The organism is Sphingobacterium sp. SG20118, from assembly GCF_044740685.1.
Taxonomy (GTDB): domain Bacteria; phylum Bacteroidota; class Bacteroidia; order Sphingobacteriales; family Sphingobacteriaceae; genus Sphingobacterium.
This window is the reverse complement of sequence record NZ_CP172826.1, coordinates 3829284-3848139: the sequence shown is the minus strand read 5'-3', so window position 1 is coordinate 3848139 and position 18856 is coordinate 3829284. Positions and strand designations below refer to the sequence as shown.

Genomic DNA, 18856 nt, shown 5'->3' with positions numbered 1-18856 from the left:
AAGTTGATGCCTGATAGCTAAACTGCTAGATTGGTTTACATTTAATCAATCGCAAATATGCGATGTGATGGCAATAAACATTTGTCTGGGAATATTTTCTTTTTATTTAATTATATTTTTGCTATCATTGGTGCTAAACTACTAATTGTAAATTTGATGCTCCGTAATGCCCTACTTTTGAGCTTTATGCTTATTTTTTCATGGATTACTAATTTTTGTTTCAGTCAAGGTATAGGCTATTCTTTTAAAAATATTACATCAGATCAAGGTTTAGTTCATAATCATATTAATTGTACGCTACGAGATCAGTATAACTATATGTGGTTTGGTACAGAATCTGGATTGAGTAGATTTGATGGACTTCAATTTACAAATTTTCGTTATTCATCCAACAAAGGTTCTGGGTTGAGTAGCAATCCCATTTCAGGATTATTTGAGGGACCTGAGGGACAAATATGGATTCGTACGCATTCGAAAATGAATGTATATGATCAAAAAAGAGGAACTATTACTCAAAATATTGACTCTATTCTACGTATTTGGAATCTACCTTCTGGCGACCCAGAGATTATTCGTTCTTTCGGCAATAATGAATTCGCGGTCTTATATAAAGATAGTTCACTTGTTTTATTCGATACTCAATTAAAAAAAGCAAGATTTTTCCCATCCATAAAAGGTCGAAAAATTGTTGATGTTTTGAATTTCTCGAAAGAATCTTTTTGGGTTGTATATGACAATGGCTTGGTTCAATTAATCCATAATAGATCTTGGAAACGAATAAAGGAATTTGCTTTGCCTGTTGATATACAGCGTGTTAATTATCGTCTTTTTATAGATGGAGAAGGAGATTTGTGGGTGCATTCAAAAGATATCCCAATAGGTGCATTTTGGATTAAAGATGGATCAAATGAAATCATTCCTATTAAAGAACGGCTGTCAAATGTTTTTGTTGGAAATATTGTTCAAGATGAGCATGGTTTGATTTGGTTAGCTACTGATCATGGGGGAATCAATGTGTTTGATAAGAAGACGGGATCTATTGACATTATAGGTCATGAAGAATATAATTTAAGAAGTTTGCCTTACAACAGTATCACTTCTCTTTATAAGGATCCAAAAGGGATAATCTGGGTTGGAACGTATAAGGGTGGAATAAGTTATTATCATCCAAACTTATTGTTATTTCCTGTTTACCAAAATTATGCTGGTAATTCTAAAACATTACCTTTTGATGATGTTAATCGTTTTATTCAAGATGATCATGATAATTTATGGATCGGTACGAATGGTGGTGGTTTACTCCATTATGATGTTGAAAATAAAATCTATAAGCAATATAAACACGATCCGAGCGATCCAAATTCCATACCTAGTGATGTTGTAGTAAGTCTCTATTTGGATAATAAGAATATACTTTGGGTAGGTACTTATCATGGAGGATTGAGCCGATTCGATGGTAAAACGTTTAAAACATATGATAAGGGTACTGGACCAGCTCGTTTACCGGGGGATAGTGTATGGGAAATATTTGAAGATTCAAGAGGACGCTTCTGGATAGGAACGTTATCTGCTGGTCTATATTTGTTTGATCAGGAACATGAAAGATTTTTTCCGTTCCGTTCTCGTGAGGGAAAGCCTATTTCCAGTACATATGTGTCAGTTCTGTTTGAAGATTCTAAAAAAAACATTTGGGTTGGAAACTGCTACCGGTATTGAATTGATTACACCAAATGGTCAAATTAAACATATTAATGAAAGAGAAGGGAAATTACGTCTTTCTAATGATTTGATTTATGATATCAAGGAGGATGAGTTGGGGCATATTTGGGTGGCTACGCAGGAGGGTATAAATATTATTCAAAATGATACTATCCGATATTTGAATATGGGGGATGGGTTAATCGATAATGGTATATTGACATTGGTTTTAGATAACAAGAATAACATGTGGGCATCCTCGGTAAAGGGTTTGTCTGAAATCGTTCCCATTAAAGATGCTAGTCAATTTGTAATTCGTAATTTTAATAAGGAGCAAGGGCTTCAGAGCAATGTATTTAATGAAAATTCGGCTTTGAAGATGCGTAATGGACAACTTATATTTGGTGGGCCCAAGGGGTATAATATCATTGACCCTAATATGATCTGGGGTTCAAAGGAAGATTTAAGACCTGTATTATCTAATATCTATCTTTTTAATCGCAAAATAAATGTTGGTGAACGCTTAAATGGTCAGGTTATTCTTAATGAGTCGTTGATTGATGTGAAGAAATTAAAACTTCCATATAATCAAAATGCTATTTCACTTGAATTATCATCATTTAATTATTTGCAACAGGATAATCGTATATATCAGTACCAGCTGGATGGATTAAGTGATGAATGGTTTGATTTTGAGACTGGTACCATGAAAGCAAATTTTACCAATCTCGATTCAAAATCATATAAATTTTATATTAGGCATTCTGTGGATAATGAAAGTTGGTCTGAGAAAACATTATTATTGACACTTGCTATAGCGCCTCCTTTTTGGAAATCGTCGTGGGCATTATTGCTCTATGTACTGGTTTTGATCTCTTGTGCTTACTTGTGGCAGGCTTGGTTGAAATTACGTTCAAAGACCAGAAACCAATTGATTTTGGTGACTGAACAGGCTTTACAGGCAAGAGAGCTGGACGAGTTGAAAACTCGTTTTTTCACCAATGTAAGTCACGAGTTTAGGACTCCGATCAGTTTAATCTTAACACCTTCTGAGCAGCTTCTGCAAAAGGAAACAGATGTGCAGAAGAAGGAAGATTTAAGGCTGATCAATAAGAATGCTTCGCGTTTATTGATTTTGGTTAATCAATTGTTGGATTTTAGAAAGTTAGAAAAAAATCAGATTAACCGTATGGATGAATATGGTGATTTGATTCTTTTTAATAAAGAACAGATTGCACCATTTTTCCAATTGGCCGAAGTAAATTCTCTGTATATAGAGGCAAGTTATGACCGGGAGCATTATCTAGGTAATTTTGATAAAGGGAAAATTGAAAGTATCCTTTTCAATTTACTGTCAAATGCAATTAAATTTAGTAAGTCTGGAGGTAAGGTGACTGTTGGGGTTACTATTGAGGAACAAATTAATGATTTTGATGTTTGGCGATTAGAAATTAAGGACGAAGGTCCTGGGATACCCGAAGAATACCAATCTCGAATTTTTGATCGTTATTTTCAATATGATGTAAAGAATGGCCGTTTGAATCAAGGGACAGGTATTGGTCTTTCTATCGTTAAGGATTATGTGGAGTTTCTGAATGGAAATATTTCAATTGATAGTGTAGAGGGGCGGGGAACTAGTTTTGTTGTCGCAATACCAATAGAGACGGTCAGTATGCCCATAGCGGTTGCGTCAGACCACACGGCCAAGAAAAATCAAATTTTGCTCATTGAGGATCATCTGGAATTTTTAGATTATTTGAAAAGAAATTTAACGGATGAATTTCTTATTGATGGTGTTTGCTCTGTTAAGGAGGCGAAGGATTACCTGTCTCAAAAAGAATATGATTTGGTCATTGCTGATATTCAATTACCGGATGAAAGTGGAATTGATTTTTGCACTTATTTGAAATCATCAGACCGCTACCGACATATTCCTGTTCTTATGGTTACAGCAGTCATGGATGAGCATATTCAACTACAGGCTCTTCGAGCCGGTGCTTCTGATTATATTCTCAAACCATTTAATTTTGAATTGTTGAAATCTAAAATTGCGAGTGTGCTGAATCAAAAATCTTCGCTCGTTAAGAAATATCAAAAACAAATCGCTATAGAACTTAGTCAACCTGAGATTGAATCTGCCGATGAGAAATTTATTCGGGAAGTAATTATTGAAGTCGAACGGGATTTGTCAGACTCGACTTTATCTGTCGAAATATTGGCAGGAAGAATGCATATGACTCGGGTAGGTCTTTATAAAAAAATATTAGCCATTACGGGGTATTCTCCGACGGAGTATATTAGGTATATCCGATTGAAAAGAGCAATGCATCTTATACAGCATTCAAAATTTTCAATTTCTGAAATTGCGTATGAAGTAGGGTTTGGCAATCCAAAACAATTTAGTAAATATTTTAAGTCCACTTTTGGGAACTTACCATCTTATTATCGTAAAATTCTGTAGTGTAGCATCTTGACTTGTTTATTAAAAGTCCTTTGTCAGGTCTGTTAACATAATGTACCCCAATTGTTAACAAATGATACCCCTACTAGCGGCCTGTACATACCTATATTTGACCTTACCAATTGATATGGTAAAGGGAAAAATACCAATAAAATAAACCAATAAATCATTTTTATATATGCAAAACCTAAAGTTTGCTTTGAGCGGTATTATGCTATTTGCTCTAGTCCATCATGGAAATGGACAGGTAAGCAAATCAAATTTTATTAAAACGCAGTCTGGCGTAAAGGTCAGTTTTAAAGAGTCCGAGACTGCTATTGATCAGGATGTCTATCTTGATGCTATTACCGACAACATTATTCGCGTTACTGCTCTACCTTATGGTAATCCATTTCCTACGCAAGCGAGTTTGGTCATTGTGGATTCATTGCACCGTGATCTTAAATCATTTGCAGTTCAATCCACCGATTCGACTGTAAACTTGACAACAGCAGATCTTATTGCCAAAGTTTCATTATTCAGTGGTAAAGTCGAATTTTTCGATTTATCAGGGAAAAGAGTGTTTAGTGAGTCCAAAAGAAATGCAGATGCATTTATTGCAGATAGCTATAGTGGCGATGCTTTTTACAAATTGAATCAAGATTTTGTTGTTGACACGACTGAGGGTATATATGGATTAGGGCAACATCAAAGCGCTGTAATGAATTACAATCGCGGTAAACAAGTGACTTTACTACAATATAATACTGAAATTGGAATACCCTTTTTGATTTCGACAAACAACTATGGGCTGCTATGGCACAACTATTCGATCACGAAAGCGGGAGATGTACGTTCTTTATTACCACTCAATGCATTTAAATTGACTTCTAAGGAAGGGGAACAAGGATGGTTGACAGCAACCTACATCAATAAGAATAAACCTGATGAGGTTTTCACATCACGTCCGGAATCGATTATTGAATATGGTTACTTGACCGATCAGCATAAGTTTCCCAAAGATGTAAAACTGGTAGATAGCAAGGTCATCTATGAAGGCCGTATTTCGTCGCCATACTCAGGTAAACACATTCTTCATTTTAAATACTCAGGCTATATGAAAGTTTGGATAGATGGGGAGTTGGTTGCCGACCGTTGGAGGCAATCTTGGAATGCGGGAACTTTTGAAATTGAGCGCGAGTTCAATAAAGGTGTTGATCATGATATTCGTATGGAATGGTTACCCGTTGGAGGAGAATCTTATTTCACCTTAAATTGGCAAAGCCCTATCCCAGAACAACGTAAAAATCTGTTCTCCTTTAATTCTGAAGCGGGGGATGCCATTGATTATTATTTTGTACATGGAAAATCTATGGATGATGTGGTATCTGGGTATCGACAATTATCAGGAAAAGCGCCAATAATGCCGTTGTGGAGTTTTGGCTTTTGGCAAAGTCGGGAACGTTATAAAACGCAGGCCGAGGTGGAAGAGGTGGCTTCAGAATTCCGTAGGAGAAAAATTCCCATTGATAATATCGTACAGGATTGGTCTTATTGGTCTGAACCTGATTGGGGAAGTCAAAAATTTGATCAAAAACGCTTCCCTGATGCATCTGGAATGATTAAAAAATTGCACGACCAAAATTATAGGTTGATGATTTCGGCATGGCCCAAAATCAATGAAGAGTCTTCCGTATACAATCTGTTTAAGGATAACAAATGGATTTACACCCGAAATATTTATGATGGACGTAAAGATTGGATTGGAAAGGGGTATACATCTACTTTTTATGATCCATTTAATCAAGGTGCACGCGATGGGTTTTGGCAATTATTGGATAAAAATCTTTTCCAAATAGGTGTAGATGCTTGGTGGATGGATGCCAGCGAACCTGATGTTCATTCAAATATTGATCTGGATGAGCGTAAGTCGGTATTTCAACCTAGTATAGGGTCATCTGTTCGTTATTACAACGCATTCCCGCTACAAAATGCCAAAGGAATCTATGAGGGGCAACGAGAAACTGACCCAAATAAGCGGGTATTTATTTTAACTCGTTCATTTTTTGCTGGACAACAGCGGTATGCCGCAGCCGCATGGAGTGGAGACATCGCTTCGAGATGGCATGATATGAAAGATCAGATCTCCGCAGGAATTAATTTCTCGATGTCTGGAACACCCTACTGGACCATGGATGCTGGAGGTTTCTTAGTAGAGAATAGGTTCCATGAGCCGAATACAACTGATCAGGAAGAATGGCGTGAAATGAATACAAGATGGTTTCAATATGGAACTTTCTTACCCATATTTCGTGCTCATGGTCAGTTTCCATATCGTGAACCTTTTAATATTGCGCCAGAAAATCATCCTGCTTATAAAAGCATGGTCTATTACATCAATCTTAGGTATAGGCTGCTGGCTTATAATTACAGCTTAGCGGCAAAGACTTTCTTTGATGATTATTCGATGATTCGTGGACTGGCGATGGATTTCCCTAAGGATAAGAATGGTTTTGATATTAATGATCAATACTTATGGGGACCATCTTTATTGATCAATCCAGTTACTGAAATGGGGGCTACTTCTAGAACAGTACATTTACCAGAGGGGATGGATTGGTATAATTTATATACCGGACAGGTCACTAGCGGGGGACAAAATATTGTGGTCCAAGCTTCCTATGATCGTATGCCTGTCTTTGTAAAAGCGGGATCAATCTTACCCGTAGGTGAGACCATGCAATATACATCGGAAAGAAAACAAGATTTAATCGATCTCTATGTTTACGATGGCGCTGATGGGCAATTTTCGATTTATGAAGATGAGGGAGTCAATTATAATTATGAGCAAGGAAAATATGCTCGTATCGACCTAAGGTTTGATAACAAGACTAAAACATTGTTTTTAGCAGATCGCATTGGCACGTTTGACGGTATGTTGAACGATCGGAAATTCAATGTCATCTTTGTCGATGCTGAGCATGCCACGGGGATAGACTTAAAAGCTAAAAAGTCAAAGATGATTTCTTATACGGGTAAATCGTTAAAGACTAAATTAAAATAATAACCACCAATTTTTAAATCAAATTATATGATAAGTAAGCATTTGTTTAATAAGGGGATTGCCGTCGTAGTAATGACGGGCATGACCTCGCTTGTCTGCGCACAATCTTTTACGGGGTCTGTTGTTTCTACTGATTCTAACTTGCCTATCGGGGGGGCCAGTATTAAAGTTAAGAATCAGACGGTCGCAACAAGCAGTAATGAATCTGGGAAATTTTCGATATCAGCGGCAAAGGGGGCTATTCTGATTGTTTCCTATGTAGGGTATAAAACGGAGGAAATTCCTGTCACTGGAGTAAATATGGTCATTCGTTTGGAACCTGTGACCTCCGATTTAGATGAGGTGGTAGTTATTGGATATGGTGTTCAAAAGAAGAAATTAAATACGGGTGCAAATCTTAAAATAGAAGGAGAAGATTTACAAAAGCGTAATCAGGTGAATCCTTTGCAAGCGCTTCAAGGGCAGGCTCCGGGGGTATCCATTACATCAACTTCAGGCCAGCCTGGAGCGGATATGAAGGTTGTGGTTCGTGGTCTAGGTACAATAGGTAATTCTGGACCATTATATGTCATCGATGGTGTGCCTGGGGGTGATATCGCGGTATTGAATGCTGCTGATATACAGTCGATAGATGTATTAAAAGATGCTGCATCTGCCGCTATTTATGGATCTCAGGGTGCAAATGGGGTTGTTTTGGTAACGACAAAAATGGGCGTTTCGGGGAAAAGTGTTTTGTCTTTCGATGGGTACACGGGTATCCAAAATGTAGCGCGAAAGGCAAAATTATTGAATGCTGATCAATATAAAGTGATCATGAATGAACAATCACTCAATTCTGGTGCATCGCTCATTGATTTTGATGCAATGGATGGTTTGACGAATACCAATTGGTTGGATTATATGTTTAAAGCTAATGCCAAAACTGACAATTATAGTGTTGGATTGACTGGTGGTTCTGAAAAATCTACCTATGCGATGTCATTAAATTATATTGCTCAAGAGGGAATTGTTGGTGGTAAGGATGTGTCTAATTATGAGCGGTATGGCTTCCGTAGTAATTCAGAGCATAAACTATTGAATAATTTTCTGAAAATAGGACAACATCTTAATTTCAACTACATTAAAAATAGAGGTATTTCTGTGGGAAACCAATATAGCAATACACTTCGTGGAGCATTTGCTACATCTCCACTTTCTCCTGTTTACTCGGACAATGGCCTGTACGGTAGTCCCTTTAATGATACTTCCAATTCTCCTTGGTATAATGGGGATAGTAATCCCTATGGTAGTATGATGACCAATTCCAACAATAATAATGATGGGCAGAAATTGTTAGCGGATATATTTGCTGAAATTGAGCCAATCAAAGGGTTGAAAGTCAGGTCGCTATTAGGGTTTAATTATTTTGCATCCGAATATAGAAGCTTTACTCCGATGTATCGTTTTTCAATTTATACCTACAATCAAGATCATACTACAACATCTCAAAACATGAGCAAAGGGCATACCTTGACCTGGACAAATACAGCATCGTATGACTTTAATGTGAATACCGATCACAAATTTTCCGCGATGGTAGGGATGGAGTCTTTGCGTTATCAAGGCACTTACCTTTCTGGGTCGAATTGGAACCTCTTGTCGCAGTTTAATGATTTTGCGCATGCTTATTTGGATAATACGACTGGACAGGCTCATTTGGATGAGAAGGGGAATGTTGTGGAGACGCGTACCGTATCTGGTAAACCTGATAATTTACAGCGAAGATTATCTTATTTCGGGCGTATAGGCTATAATTATAAAGAAAAGTATCTCTTAAATGCTACGCTAAGAGCGGATGCTTCTTCCAAATTTTCGAGTGCTAATCGTTGGGGATATTTTCCTTCGGTATCTGCAGGGTGGGTGATTTCTTCTGAAGATTTTTTCAGTGAGCATTTGAGTGCGATAAACTTTTTGAAATTTAGAGCCTCTTGGGGACAAGTGGGTAATCAAGATATTGATGATTTTCAATATGCTGCGCCAATAAGTACTTCTACGGGTGTTACATCTTCTAATCCAGGTGCTCATTATGTATTTGGAACGGCAAATAATAATATTGCTGGAGCTTATCCAAGTCGGTTATCTAATCCAAGTCTGACTTGGGAAACCTCAGAAACAGACCAATATTGGGTTCGATGCTAAGTTTATGCGTAATCGTTTAGATGTTGTTGCTGACTATTATGTAAAGACTACGAAAGATTGGTTGGTTACTGCGCCGGTATTGGCAACTACGGGTACTCAAGCGCCTTATATCAATGGCGGGGATGTTAAAAATACTGGGGTTGAACTGGGATTGAATTGGTCCGATAGGATCAATGAGGTGAAATACCGCTTTGGTATCAATGGTGCATATAATAAAAATAAAGTGGGTCAGATTCCGACTGAGGATGGGATCATCCATGGACAGACTGCTATGCTGTATGATAATTCGGAGGAATTTTATCGTGCTGAAAACGGTCAGGCAATCGGCTATTTCTGGGGATATGAAACTGATGGTTTATTTCAAAATCAATCGGAGATAGATGCATGGAGAACTTCTGGAAACGGTATTTTACAGGCTAATGTGCTGCCAGGTGACGTGAAGTATGTGGATCAGAATGGTGATGGGATAATCAATGCTTCTGATAAAGTGAATTTGGGCGTTGGTATGGCAAGTTTTACCTACGGAATTAATCTTGGTTTAGATTATAAAGGCTTTGACTTTTCTATCAATGCGTATGGATCCGTAGGTAATAAGATTGTGCAGTCGTATCGAAATCATGCTAACAAGCAAGCGAATTATACAACTCGTATATTGGACAGATGGACTGGTGAGGGAACTTCAGGTACCATTCCTCGTGTCACTGAGACGAATGTCAACTGGCAATTCTCTGATCTGTATCTGCAGGATGGTGACTTTTTGCGAATCAGCAACATTTCATTGGGGTATGATTTGTCTAAAATCATTAATTGGAAATATGCCAATCAAATTCGTTTTTACGTACAGGGACAAAATCTGTTCACTTTTACAAAGTATGATGGTATGGATCCAGAGATTGGGTATGGAACAGATGGTTGGGTTTCAGGTATTGATTTAGGTTATTATCCAAGACCTAAGAGTGTATTGTTCGGTCTAAATGTTAAATTTTAAATTCTAAAATCATGAATAAATCTAAATATATATACAGTTCATTTTTAATGACCGCATTGTTATTTAATTCTTGTTCATCTAGTTTTCTAGATGTAGAACCTATGACAAGCGTTTTAGAAAGTAATTTCTATAAGACAGTAGCCGATGCAGATATGGCCTTAGTGGGCTGTTATGATGGGTATCAGCGTACGGTATCCAATGGTAACCAATCCTTTTATTTAACAGCAGAGGTTGCGGCCGATCATTGTTTTGGAGGAACTGGTACGACAGATGGTCGTGCATTTCAAGCAATTGATCGTTTTGATATTTCACAATCGTCTTCTGATAATAATATTTTTGATGGTACTTGGTCGGATTATTATTCCGGTATTTTTAGAGCTAATACCTTGTTGAGTAAGTTGGATGGGACGGACTTTTCTGGAAATTTAAATGCAAGAGCTCGGATTGAGGGGGAAACAAAGTTTTTACGTGCCTTGATGTATTTTGATTTGGTTCGTTTATTCGAAAAGATTCCTTTGCTGACAAGTCCTACAAGCGATAATATTCCGCAAGCTGATCCTAAGGATATATACAAATTAATTGTAGAGGATCTAAAATTTGCAGCAAGTAATATTCCTGCAGATGCCTATCCAAAATCTGCAGCAGGAACTAACGATGGGCGAGCAACACCTTTGGTTGCAAAAGCATTATTAGCGCGGGTGTATTTATTTTACTCAGGATATTATGGCACCGAAGATATAGGCATCACTAAAGTCGAAGCTTTGGCGGGATTAGAAGATGTGATTAATAGTGGTCAGTTTGCATTAGTGGAAAACTTTAGCGCCCTCTGGCCGGCGGCTAGTTATATTCCAAGCATAAGTAACAATTCGTTGGATATATCGAAGTATGCAGGAAAAGGAAATTCGGAAATTGTATTTGCTCAGAAGTTTAATAATACGTCAAATTACAATGGTTATGTTGATGGTAATCGTTGGGTAGTATTTTTAGGAATGAGAGGTAAAAATTGGTCTCCATATGGTCAGGGCTGGGGAGCTTGTACTGTTAGTAAACAGTTCTTCAATAAATTTGATAATAATGATACTCGAAAAATTGCTTCTATTATTGATATTGATGGTGAGGGAATTACTGGTTTTGACCTTAAAGATCAACGTGAATATACTGGATTTGCGGTGAAAAAATATTCCCCTACTGCTTTACCAGATGGTACGTCAAATACCGGTGGAGAAAAAGATATGCAACTATCGCAAGATCAAGATTATTTCGTGATCCGTTATGCTGATGTGTTGCTTATGGCTGCTGAATTAGGTTCGGGTAACGCCCAAAAGTATTTTGATGATGTACGTAAAAGAGCGTATAAAGCTAGCTTTACCTCTGTTGCTGTGTCCAAGGCTGCAGTCATAAAAGAAAGAGAATTTGAATTTGCTTTTGAAGGAATCCGTTATTGGGATATTTTAAGACAGGGATTAAATAGTGCGGCTTCAATACTTGAAACCTCGCAGGATGTACTCAGCGGTTCTGTTCCTGAAAAAGTCACCGTCACGAAAGATAATTTTTTAAAAACACGTGGTTTTATGCAAATTCCTAATAAACAGATAACCTTATCTAATGGGGTATTAAAGCAAAATGATGGATGGAATTAATTTAATTTTATACTATACTGAATTATGAAAAAAATAGTAACATATTGCATCTATCTCTTTACGGCGATAGTTTTGCTTGGAGCTTGTACTCCAGATAACTATATTTTAGGGGATATCGATGTAACGTCATCGGAGTTAGTAGAGGGTGTTTCTTATAAAATTGAGCATGATGGAAACAATCCCAATATCGTTTATTTGACCAGTTTGATGGATGCCAAATATACGGCATTATGGGAGCATCCTCAAGGGCGCAGTCAAGAAAAACGGGTAACTTTAAAAGTACCCTTTCCCGGAGAATATACGGTGACGTTTGGTGTTGAAACCCGCGGAGGTATGGTTTATGGAAAGCCTGTTACTTTCAAGGTCGATGATATGTATGCCGAATTTATAAGCGATGAAACTTGGACCATGTTGGCAGGTGGGGCAGGGGAAGAAAAAACCTGGTATCTAGATCTTGATCAAAATGGACTTTCCCGAGCTTTTAAAGGACCATTATACTTTTATGGAACAGGTGATTGGTGGGGAAATGTCAATGATAATGGAAAACCTTTGAATAGCGATTCGTGGCTTTGGGATCCTGAGTGGAAGGGTAACACTTGGATTATGCCTGCTGGCGATTATGGAGAAATGACCTTTAATTTAAAAGGAGGTGCAAATGTTATTGTTAACCATCAGATGCTTGGCAAAAAACAAAAGGGTTCATTTTCAATCGATACCGAGAATAAAACCCTACGGATGGTAGATGCTTCGCCATTACATGGTGAACCTCAAGATGGTATTGTGGTGGATTGGGGTGATGTTCGGATTATGTCCCTTAACAAAAATACCATGCAATTGGGCGTGCTACGGGATCCTGTTCTTTCCAACGACGGTGCTGCCATGTTGACCTTTAATTTTATTAGCAAAGATTTTCGCGATAGTTGGGTTCCTACCGATTAAATATAAAGTTGAGATGGACTGTAAATTTGGGAAAAAAAAGGGGATGATGAATCCCCTTTTTTTCTACCACCTAATTAATGCAGATCCCCACGTAAACCCAGCACCAAATGCGGCTAGACAAACGAGATCTCCATCTTTTATTTTTCCAGCCTCCCATGCTTCGCATAATGCAATAGGAACTGAGGCTGCGGTTGTATTACCATATTTTTGAATATTATTAAACACTTGATCGTCACTTAATTTAAGGGTTTTCTGGATGAATTGTGAAATTCTTAAATTTGCTTGATGTGGTACCAATAAGTTAATATCTAGTGTCGTTAGATTATTTTTTGTTAGGGCCTCTGCAATCACCTCAGGAAACTTTACTACTGCTTTTTTGAAGACTGCTTGTCCGTCCATGACAGGAAATGCTGTTCCATCTTCCAGCATCTCTGCTGTCATTAACATTCCTCCGAGCTCTTGTTCTGGCCATTTTGGCTGTTCGTCCAGCCATATACCTCCCGATGCACCTGGATAATACATAGCAAGTTTCTCTGCATCGGCACCATCAGAATGTAAATGCGTACTTAATATTCCTTTACCTGGTTCGGTTGTTGGTTGGAGTACGACAGCTCCGGCGCCATCTCCAAAAATAACGGATACGTTTCGACCTCTTGTCGAATAATCTAAAGCAAATGAATGTTTTTCGGAACCGACTACTAAAATATTTTTATACATACCAGTTTTGATAAACTGATCGGCAACTGATAATGCATATATAAATCCTGAACATTGGTTTCTAATGTCCAATGCCCCGACTTCTTTCATTCCCATTTCTCTCTGTAGGAGTACTCCACATCCGGGAAAATAATAATCGGGAGATAGTGTTGCAAAAATAATGAAATCGATTTCTTCTGCTGTTGTATTTGCTCGTTCAATAGCAGTTTTTGATGCTTCGACAGCCATTGTTGTGGTTGTCTCGCCTATACGATCGGCGTATCTACGCTCCTTTATACCTGTTCTTTCTTGAATCCAATCGTCGCTTGTGTCCATAAAACGAGTAAGGTCTTGATTTGTATAAACATTTTTCGGTACGTAATATCCTATACCTGCAATTTTGGATTGAAACATATGATTATATTTATGTTAAGTTCAAATTAAGTAAAATTACGTAAATTTTGAAATTTAAAGTACTTTTGTAGTATGAGTACAGAAACTGCACAAGAAACCTATTCTTTATCCGAAATCTTAGCTTCAGTAAAAGATTCCAATCGATTGATTTTGTGGAATGATGATATCAATACTTTTGATCATGTTATTTTTTGTATGATGCATCATCTTCAGTATTCAGAGCCTCAGTCGGAAAGAATTGCATTTAAAGTTCATAATGAAGGTAAATGTGCCGTTTTGGAGGGGTCTATGACAGAGATGGAAATCTATAGAAAAATATTGAAAGCAGAAGGTCTAACTGTTTCTGTAGAATAAATTATTTACGTAAAATATTACTTCATTTTATTAAGTAATAAAGTGGTTACGAGTCGTTTTAGTTCAACAAAAAAGTCCATTTTTGTAATATTACAGCTTATAACTACATTATGTTATCTAAAAATCATTCCTATCCCTTTACCTTTTTAATTGCGATTTTATTATTTCCAATATTAACGTTCGCGCAATCTGGAAAAATATCTGCGGTACTAGTAGACGAAAAAACTGGTGCTACGATTAATCATGCAAGTGCATCTTTGCTCACTGGAGCTTCTCAAGCTTATTTAAAAGGTGCTCAATCAGACAATAATGGCCGTGTTACTTTTCAAGGTGTGCCTGATGGTACTTTTACATTACGGATCACCTATGTGGGGTACGCTGAACTTATTAAATCGGATATTGTGATATCAAACTCTTCTAACCTTAATCTTGGAAAATTGATTCTTAAGCCTGCCGGTGAGATGCTTAACGAAGTTGTCGTGGAGGGAAAAGTGCCGGCGATGCAAATTGGAATTGATCGAAAGATTTTCAATGTAGGCGAAAGTTTGGTTAGTGCAGGCGGTACGGCAACTGATTTGTTGGCCAATGTACCCACGTTGCAAGTTGATCAAGATGGAACAGTAAGTCTTAGGGGCTCAAATGTTAAAATTCTAATTGATGGCAAGGAATCTGCTATGGCGGGTAACGACGTGACTGCATTGTTACAGAGTCTGCCAGCTAATTCTATTGATAAAGTAGAAATCATTACTAATCCTTCATCAAAATACGATGCAGAAGGGCAGACAGGTATTGTTAATATCGTACTGAAAAAGAATATCCGTACCGGATTAAATGGTTTCTGTCAATGCTTCGGCAGGTTCATATGATAATTATATGGCTGGATTGGCCCTTAATTATAGGGATAAGAAGTTTAATTATTTTGGCAGTTATAATTATAATCGCCGAAATATGCTGGGTGGTGGTAAGGTTGACAATACTTTTATAGGGAATGGTAGTCGTATCTATAATGATTCTGAATCTTCTCGTAAAGGTAAGGGGCATAATGTAAAAGCTGGCGTAGATTATTATTTGACCGATCAAACGACTGTGGGTGTATCGGCTAACTTGAGTGTGCGGAATAGTGACCGTTCTGAAGATTTGAATTATCGGTATTTCGATCATCCGCAATTATCGGGAACTAGTGATCGTAACTCTAGACAATTTGAAGACGATTTAGGTTATGATCTGAACTTTGATTTTAGACATCAATTTAAACGGTCGGGAGAAGAGTTGACGGCTAATGTGAGTTATGGTAATGATAAGGAAGATGGAACAAATGATTTTGTACAATTCTTTAGTGGACCTACTTCAGGTAGTGGAAGGAAAAATATAACTTCTGAAAATGGTAAGGTAATCAATCTTCAGGCTGATTATGTAATACCATTCTCGGAAACGAGTAAGTTTGAGACCGGTTACCGATCGCAAATTAGAAAGTCTTTTGATACGCAATTTTCTAAAACTTTAGTTTCTGATTCTTTAAGTGTAAGCAATGGTGATTATTTACCAGATTATTCCATTAGTAATGATTTTGATTTTACAAGTTCTGTCCATGCCTTGTATGTGAATTATCAAAACAAGCTAAATGATAGGATTGGTTACCAGATCGGTTTGCGAGGGGAACAATTTGAGTTAAAATCTACTTATTTTTCAAAAGATCCTGAAAAACCAGAAATAACTGATGCCAACCAAGATTTTTTCAGGTTGTATCCAACTGTATTTTTGACCTATGATCTTGATGATAGCGGCGATAAGTTGCAATTGAGTTACTCTAGAAGAGTACAGCGGGCTAGGGGATGGCAGATAAATCCTTTTCCAGATGTAACGGATGATATGAATCGCCGTCAAGGAAATCCGAATTTGAAACCCGAAGATGTTCATGCTTTTGAACTGAGTTATGCGAAGACGTTTGGTAAAGTGAATTTAGTGAGTTCCGCATATTTTAATCATACAAATGATGTTATACAGCCTTATGTTTTTAGAATAGATTCAGAGAGCAGTACAACATATAGTATTTGGGAAAATTTAACGAGCCGTAGTTTATCTGGTTTTGAATTTATTTCTAAAATCAATGCGACAAAAGATTTTGATTTGACCTTGAATCTGAATCTTATTCATACTAGTTTTAAGGCAAATGAAGCGTATGAGTTGAAAGCTAGAAACGGATTTGGTTACAATTCAAACTTAACGATGAATTATAAATTTACACCTACTTTTTCGGCACAGATGAGAGGCGAGTACAATTCTTCTCGTGTGATGGCACAGGGTAAATTGAATGCGATGAAAGGTGTCGATATTGCTATTAAAAAAGATGTTTTTAATAAGAAAGCTTCGGTGATGTTTAATGTACGTGATGTATTCAATTCTAGAAAGATGAAAGGGTATACAGAGACTCCAGAATTGATTTCTAATTTTGAGAGACAGTGGATGAAGAGAATGTTTACGTTGTCGGTGTCTTATCGCTTTGGTAGTCAAGATTTGACCAAGTCTAAGAAAAAAGAAACTAATAATAATGAAATCAGTGGAGAAGAATATTAAGATTTATTCTTCATTTTGATGATTTTTTTTTACATTTAATTATTATAAACATCAGATATGAAATTAAGAACAATCGTTTTAGCAGCCACTATGCTCGCAAGTACTGCTGGAGTTACAGTTGCTGTTGCACAAGAGAAAAAAGAAGTTCCAACGTATAAGGTTTTGGATCTACCAAAGGTAGATTTAAAGGGTTTTAAGAAAAATAAACAAGGTGCTTATGTCATTTTTGATGGCACATCTATGGAAGGATGGCGCGGTTATAATAAAACAGTAATTCCTAAAAAATGGGTTATAGACGATGGCGCTATTCGATTTGATAGTAAGGTTAATGTTGGCGATAATGAAGGTGGAGATTTAATCTTTGCACATGATTTTAAAAATTTTGAATTGGAATTAGAATGGAAAGTAGCTAAGGGTGCTAATTCGGGAATTTTCTTTTTAGCAAAGGAAATTGAAGGACAACCTATCTATATTTCTAGCCCGGAATGTCAAGTATTGGATAATGAAAATCATCCTGATGCGAAGATGGGTGTTGATGGTAATCGTAAATCTACATCGTTGTATGATATGATTCCGGCAAAACCTCAAAATGGAAAACCTTATGGTGAATGGAATAAGGTTAAAATTGTCGTGAATAAGGGTAAAGTGGAACAATGGCAAAATGATGTAAAAGTCGTAGAATATACACTTTGGGATCAATCATGGATTGATTTGCTTCAAAAGAGTAAATTCAGTGAAGCGAATTGGCCATTAGCATATGAGTTGTTGAAGAATGTTGGTGGTAAAACGAAGTCGGGTGTAATTGGTTTCCAAGATCATGGCGATGATGTTTGGTTTAAAAATATCACAGTGAAAAAATTGTAATTATTGTTGCCATAAAAAAGGGTGCTTGATTTTCCAAGCACCCTTTTTTATGGCATTACTGAAAATATTTTTCTATCGGTATTTTTCTTTTTTAGTCTGACTGGAGCGATAAGGGCTTAGCTTCTTATTTTACATTAAGGATAGCAATCATTAGCAGTTAAATTCTATGCGCAGTTACCGTTCAGCTCTTTGTTTATAAGATGGTTTGCAATTCCTTTAGGTCGCAAATCATATAGGGTATATCTTTAGGTTTATCCATTTGACCGGGATTGAAGAAAACAGCATCCATTCCCACATTCATAGCACCTCGAACATCTGCATCGATATTATCACCAATCATCATAGAGCTATTTGTTTGAGCAGCAGCTTTATCTAATGCAAAATTAAAGATTCTGGGATCAGGTTTATTTACACCCACTACCTCTGAAATGAAAATATTTTTGAAATATTTATTGAGATCGCTTTTTGCTAATTTTATCTCACACGCTTCTTTGAAACCATTTGAAATCAAGTGTAAATTGTAATTGGTGTACAGGTAGCTCAGGGTTTCATGGGCATGTGGAAACAAGTTTGTTTTTTGAGGGCAAATTGCTAAGTACTCTTCTTCAAAGCTTTTTGGAAATAAGTTGGGGTCTACTCCTAATGCTGTAAAGGTATCAGCAAAACGTGCGCGACGTAATTCTGCTTTATCAATTTTACCATGATGGTATAGATTCCAAAGTCGATGATTATTAACCGTATAGGTTTCAATAAATTCAGTAGCTTCTTCTTTTTCAAATAATTGGTCAAAGCGATATTGATAATATAGTTCATCCAATGTCTCTTCAGCATTTTTGTCAAAATCCCAAATGGTATGATCCAAATCGAAGAAGATATCTTTTTTATCTTGTTTAAACATGATACAAATATAGTGTAATAGGCCTAATAGAAAGAAATGTTAGGTACATGATTTTCCTCTTAGTGTCATAAAGTCCTACACATTTTTTTATACATCTCTTTATCGTTAT

Annotated in this window: 13 protein-coding genes; 11 read left to right on the top strand and 2 right to left on the bottom strand. The window is 36.9% G+C overall.

Annotated features, from left to right (window positions below):
• Positions 1 to 57 precede the first annotated feature (57 nt).
• The 7 genes from ACFX5U_RS17720 (at position 58) to ACFX5U_RS17690 (ending at position 12947) form a co-directional block, all read left to right on the top strand.
• The gene (locus tag ACFX5U_RS17720) at positions 58 to 1716 is read left to right on the top strand and encodes a two-component regulator propeller domain-containing protein (RefSeq protein ID WP_400261622.1); all 1659 of its coding nucleotides are present in this window, start codon (positions 58 to 60) and stop codon (positions 1714 to 1716) included.
• A complete protein-coding gene (locus tag ACFX5U_RS17715) occupies positions 1694 to 4159 on the top strand; it encodes an ATP-binding protein (RefSeq protein ID WP_400261621.1) in 2466 nt (821 codons plus the stop codon). The genes ACFX5U_RS17720 and ACFX5U_RS17715 overlap by 23 nt, the downstream gene beginning before the upstream one ends.
• A gap of 178 nt (positions 4160 to 4337) precedes the next feature.
• Positions 4338 to 7202: a TIM-barrel domain-containing protein gene (locus ACFX5U_RS17710; protein ID WP_400261620.1), complete on the top strand. Its 2865-nt coding sequence runs from the start codon at positions 4338 to 4340 to the stop codon at positions 7200 to 7202.
• A gap of 27 nt (positions 7203 to 7229) precedes the next feature.
• Positions 7230 to 9380, top strand: a complete 2151-nt coding sequence (locus ACFX5U_RS17705; RefSeq protein ID WP_400261619.1) for a SusC/RagA family TonB-linked outer membrane protein — start codon at positions 7230 to 7232, stop codon at positions 9378 to 9380.
• A 4-nt stretch (positions 9381 to 9384) separates the two neighbouring features.
• Entirely contained in the window at positions 9385 to 10368 is a 984-nt protein-coding gene (locus tag ACFX5U_RS17700; RefSeq protein WP_400261618.1) for a hypothetical protein, read from the top strand.
• Between the two features lie 11 nt (positions 10369 to 10379).
• Complete coding sequence (locus ACFX5U_RS17695; RefSeq protein ID WP_400261617.1) at positions 10380 to 12008, top strand: RagB/SusD family nutrient uptake outer membrane protein; 1629 nt, start codon at positions 10380 to 10382, stop codon at positions 12006 to 12008.
• Positions 12009 to 12032: 24 nt separating this feature from the next.
• The gene (locus ACFX5U_RS17690; protein ID WP_051960036.1) at positions 12033 to 12947 is read left to right on the top strand and encodes a hypothetical protein; all 915 of its coding nucleotides are present in this window, start codon (positions 12033 to 12035) and stop codon (positions 12945 to 12947) included.
• A 63-nt stretch (positions 12948 to 13010) separates the two neighbouring features.
• Here the strand turns inward: ACFX5U_RS17690 and ACFX5U_RS17685 are convergent, their stop codons facing one another.
• Positions 13011 to 14057 carry a 3-oxoacyl-ACP synthase III family protein gene (locus ACFX5U_RS17685; protein ID WP_038700630.1) on the bottom strand — a complete coding sequence of 349 codons (1047 nt, stop codon included), beginning with the start codon at positions 14055 to 14057 and terminating at the stop codon, positions 13011 to 13013.
• A 72-nt stretch (positions 14058 to 14129) separates the two neighbouring features.
• Here ACFX5U_RS17685 and ACFX5U_RS17680 point away from each other — a divergent pair, with 72 nt between their 5' ends.
• From ACFX5U_RS17680 to ACFX5U_RS17665, 4 genes are all read left to right on the top strand, one after another.
• The gene (locus ACFX5U_RS17680) at positions 14130 to 14411 is read left to right on the top strand and encodes an ATP-dependent Clp protease adaptor ClpS (RefSeq protein ID WP_038700628.1); all 282 of its coding nucleotides are present in this window, start codon (positions 14130 to 14132) and stop codon (positions 14409 to 14411) included.
• Positions 14412 to 14521: 110 nt separating this feature from the next.
• Positions 14522 to 15277 carry a carboxypeptidase regulatory-like domain-containing protein gene (locus ACFX5U_RS17675; protein ID WP_400261616.1) on the top strand — a complete coding sequence of 252 codons (756 nt, stop codon included), beginning with the start codon at positions 14522 to 14524 and terminating at the stop codon, positions 15275 to 15277.
• A complete protein-coding gene (locus ACFX5U_RS17670) occupies positions 15243 to 16985 on the top strand; it encodes an outer membrane beta-barrel family protein (protein WP_400261615.1) in 1743 nt (580 codons plus the stop codon). The genes ACFX5U_RS17675 and ACFX5U_RS17670 overlap by 35 nt, the downstream gene beginning before the upstream one ends.
• A 57-nt stretch (positions 16986 to 17042) precedes the next feature.
• On the top strand, positions 17043 to 17849 hold the full coding sequence (locus ACFX5U_RS17665) for a DUF1080 domain-containing protein (RefSeq protein WP_280565645.1): 807 nt from the start codon (positions 17043 to 17045) through the stop codon (positions 17847 to 17849).
• A gap of 193 nt (positions 17850 to 18042) precedes the next feature.
• On the opposite strand, the gene ACFX5U_RS17660 is transcribed toward ACFX5U_RS17665, so the two are convergent.
• A complete protein-coding gene (locus ACFX5U_RS17660; protein WP_400261614.1) occupies positions 18043 to 18747 on the bottom strand; it encodes a YjjG family noncanonical pyrimidine nucleotidase in 705 nt (234 codons plus the stop codon).
• Positions 18748 to 18856: the final 109 nt, after the last annotated feature.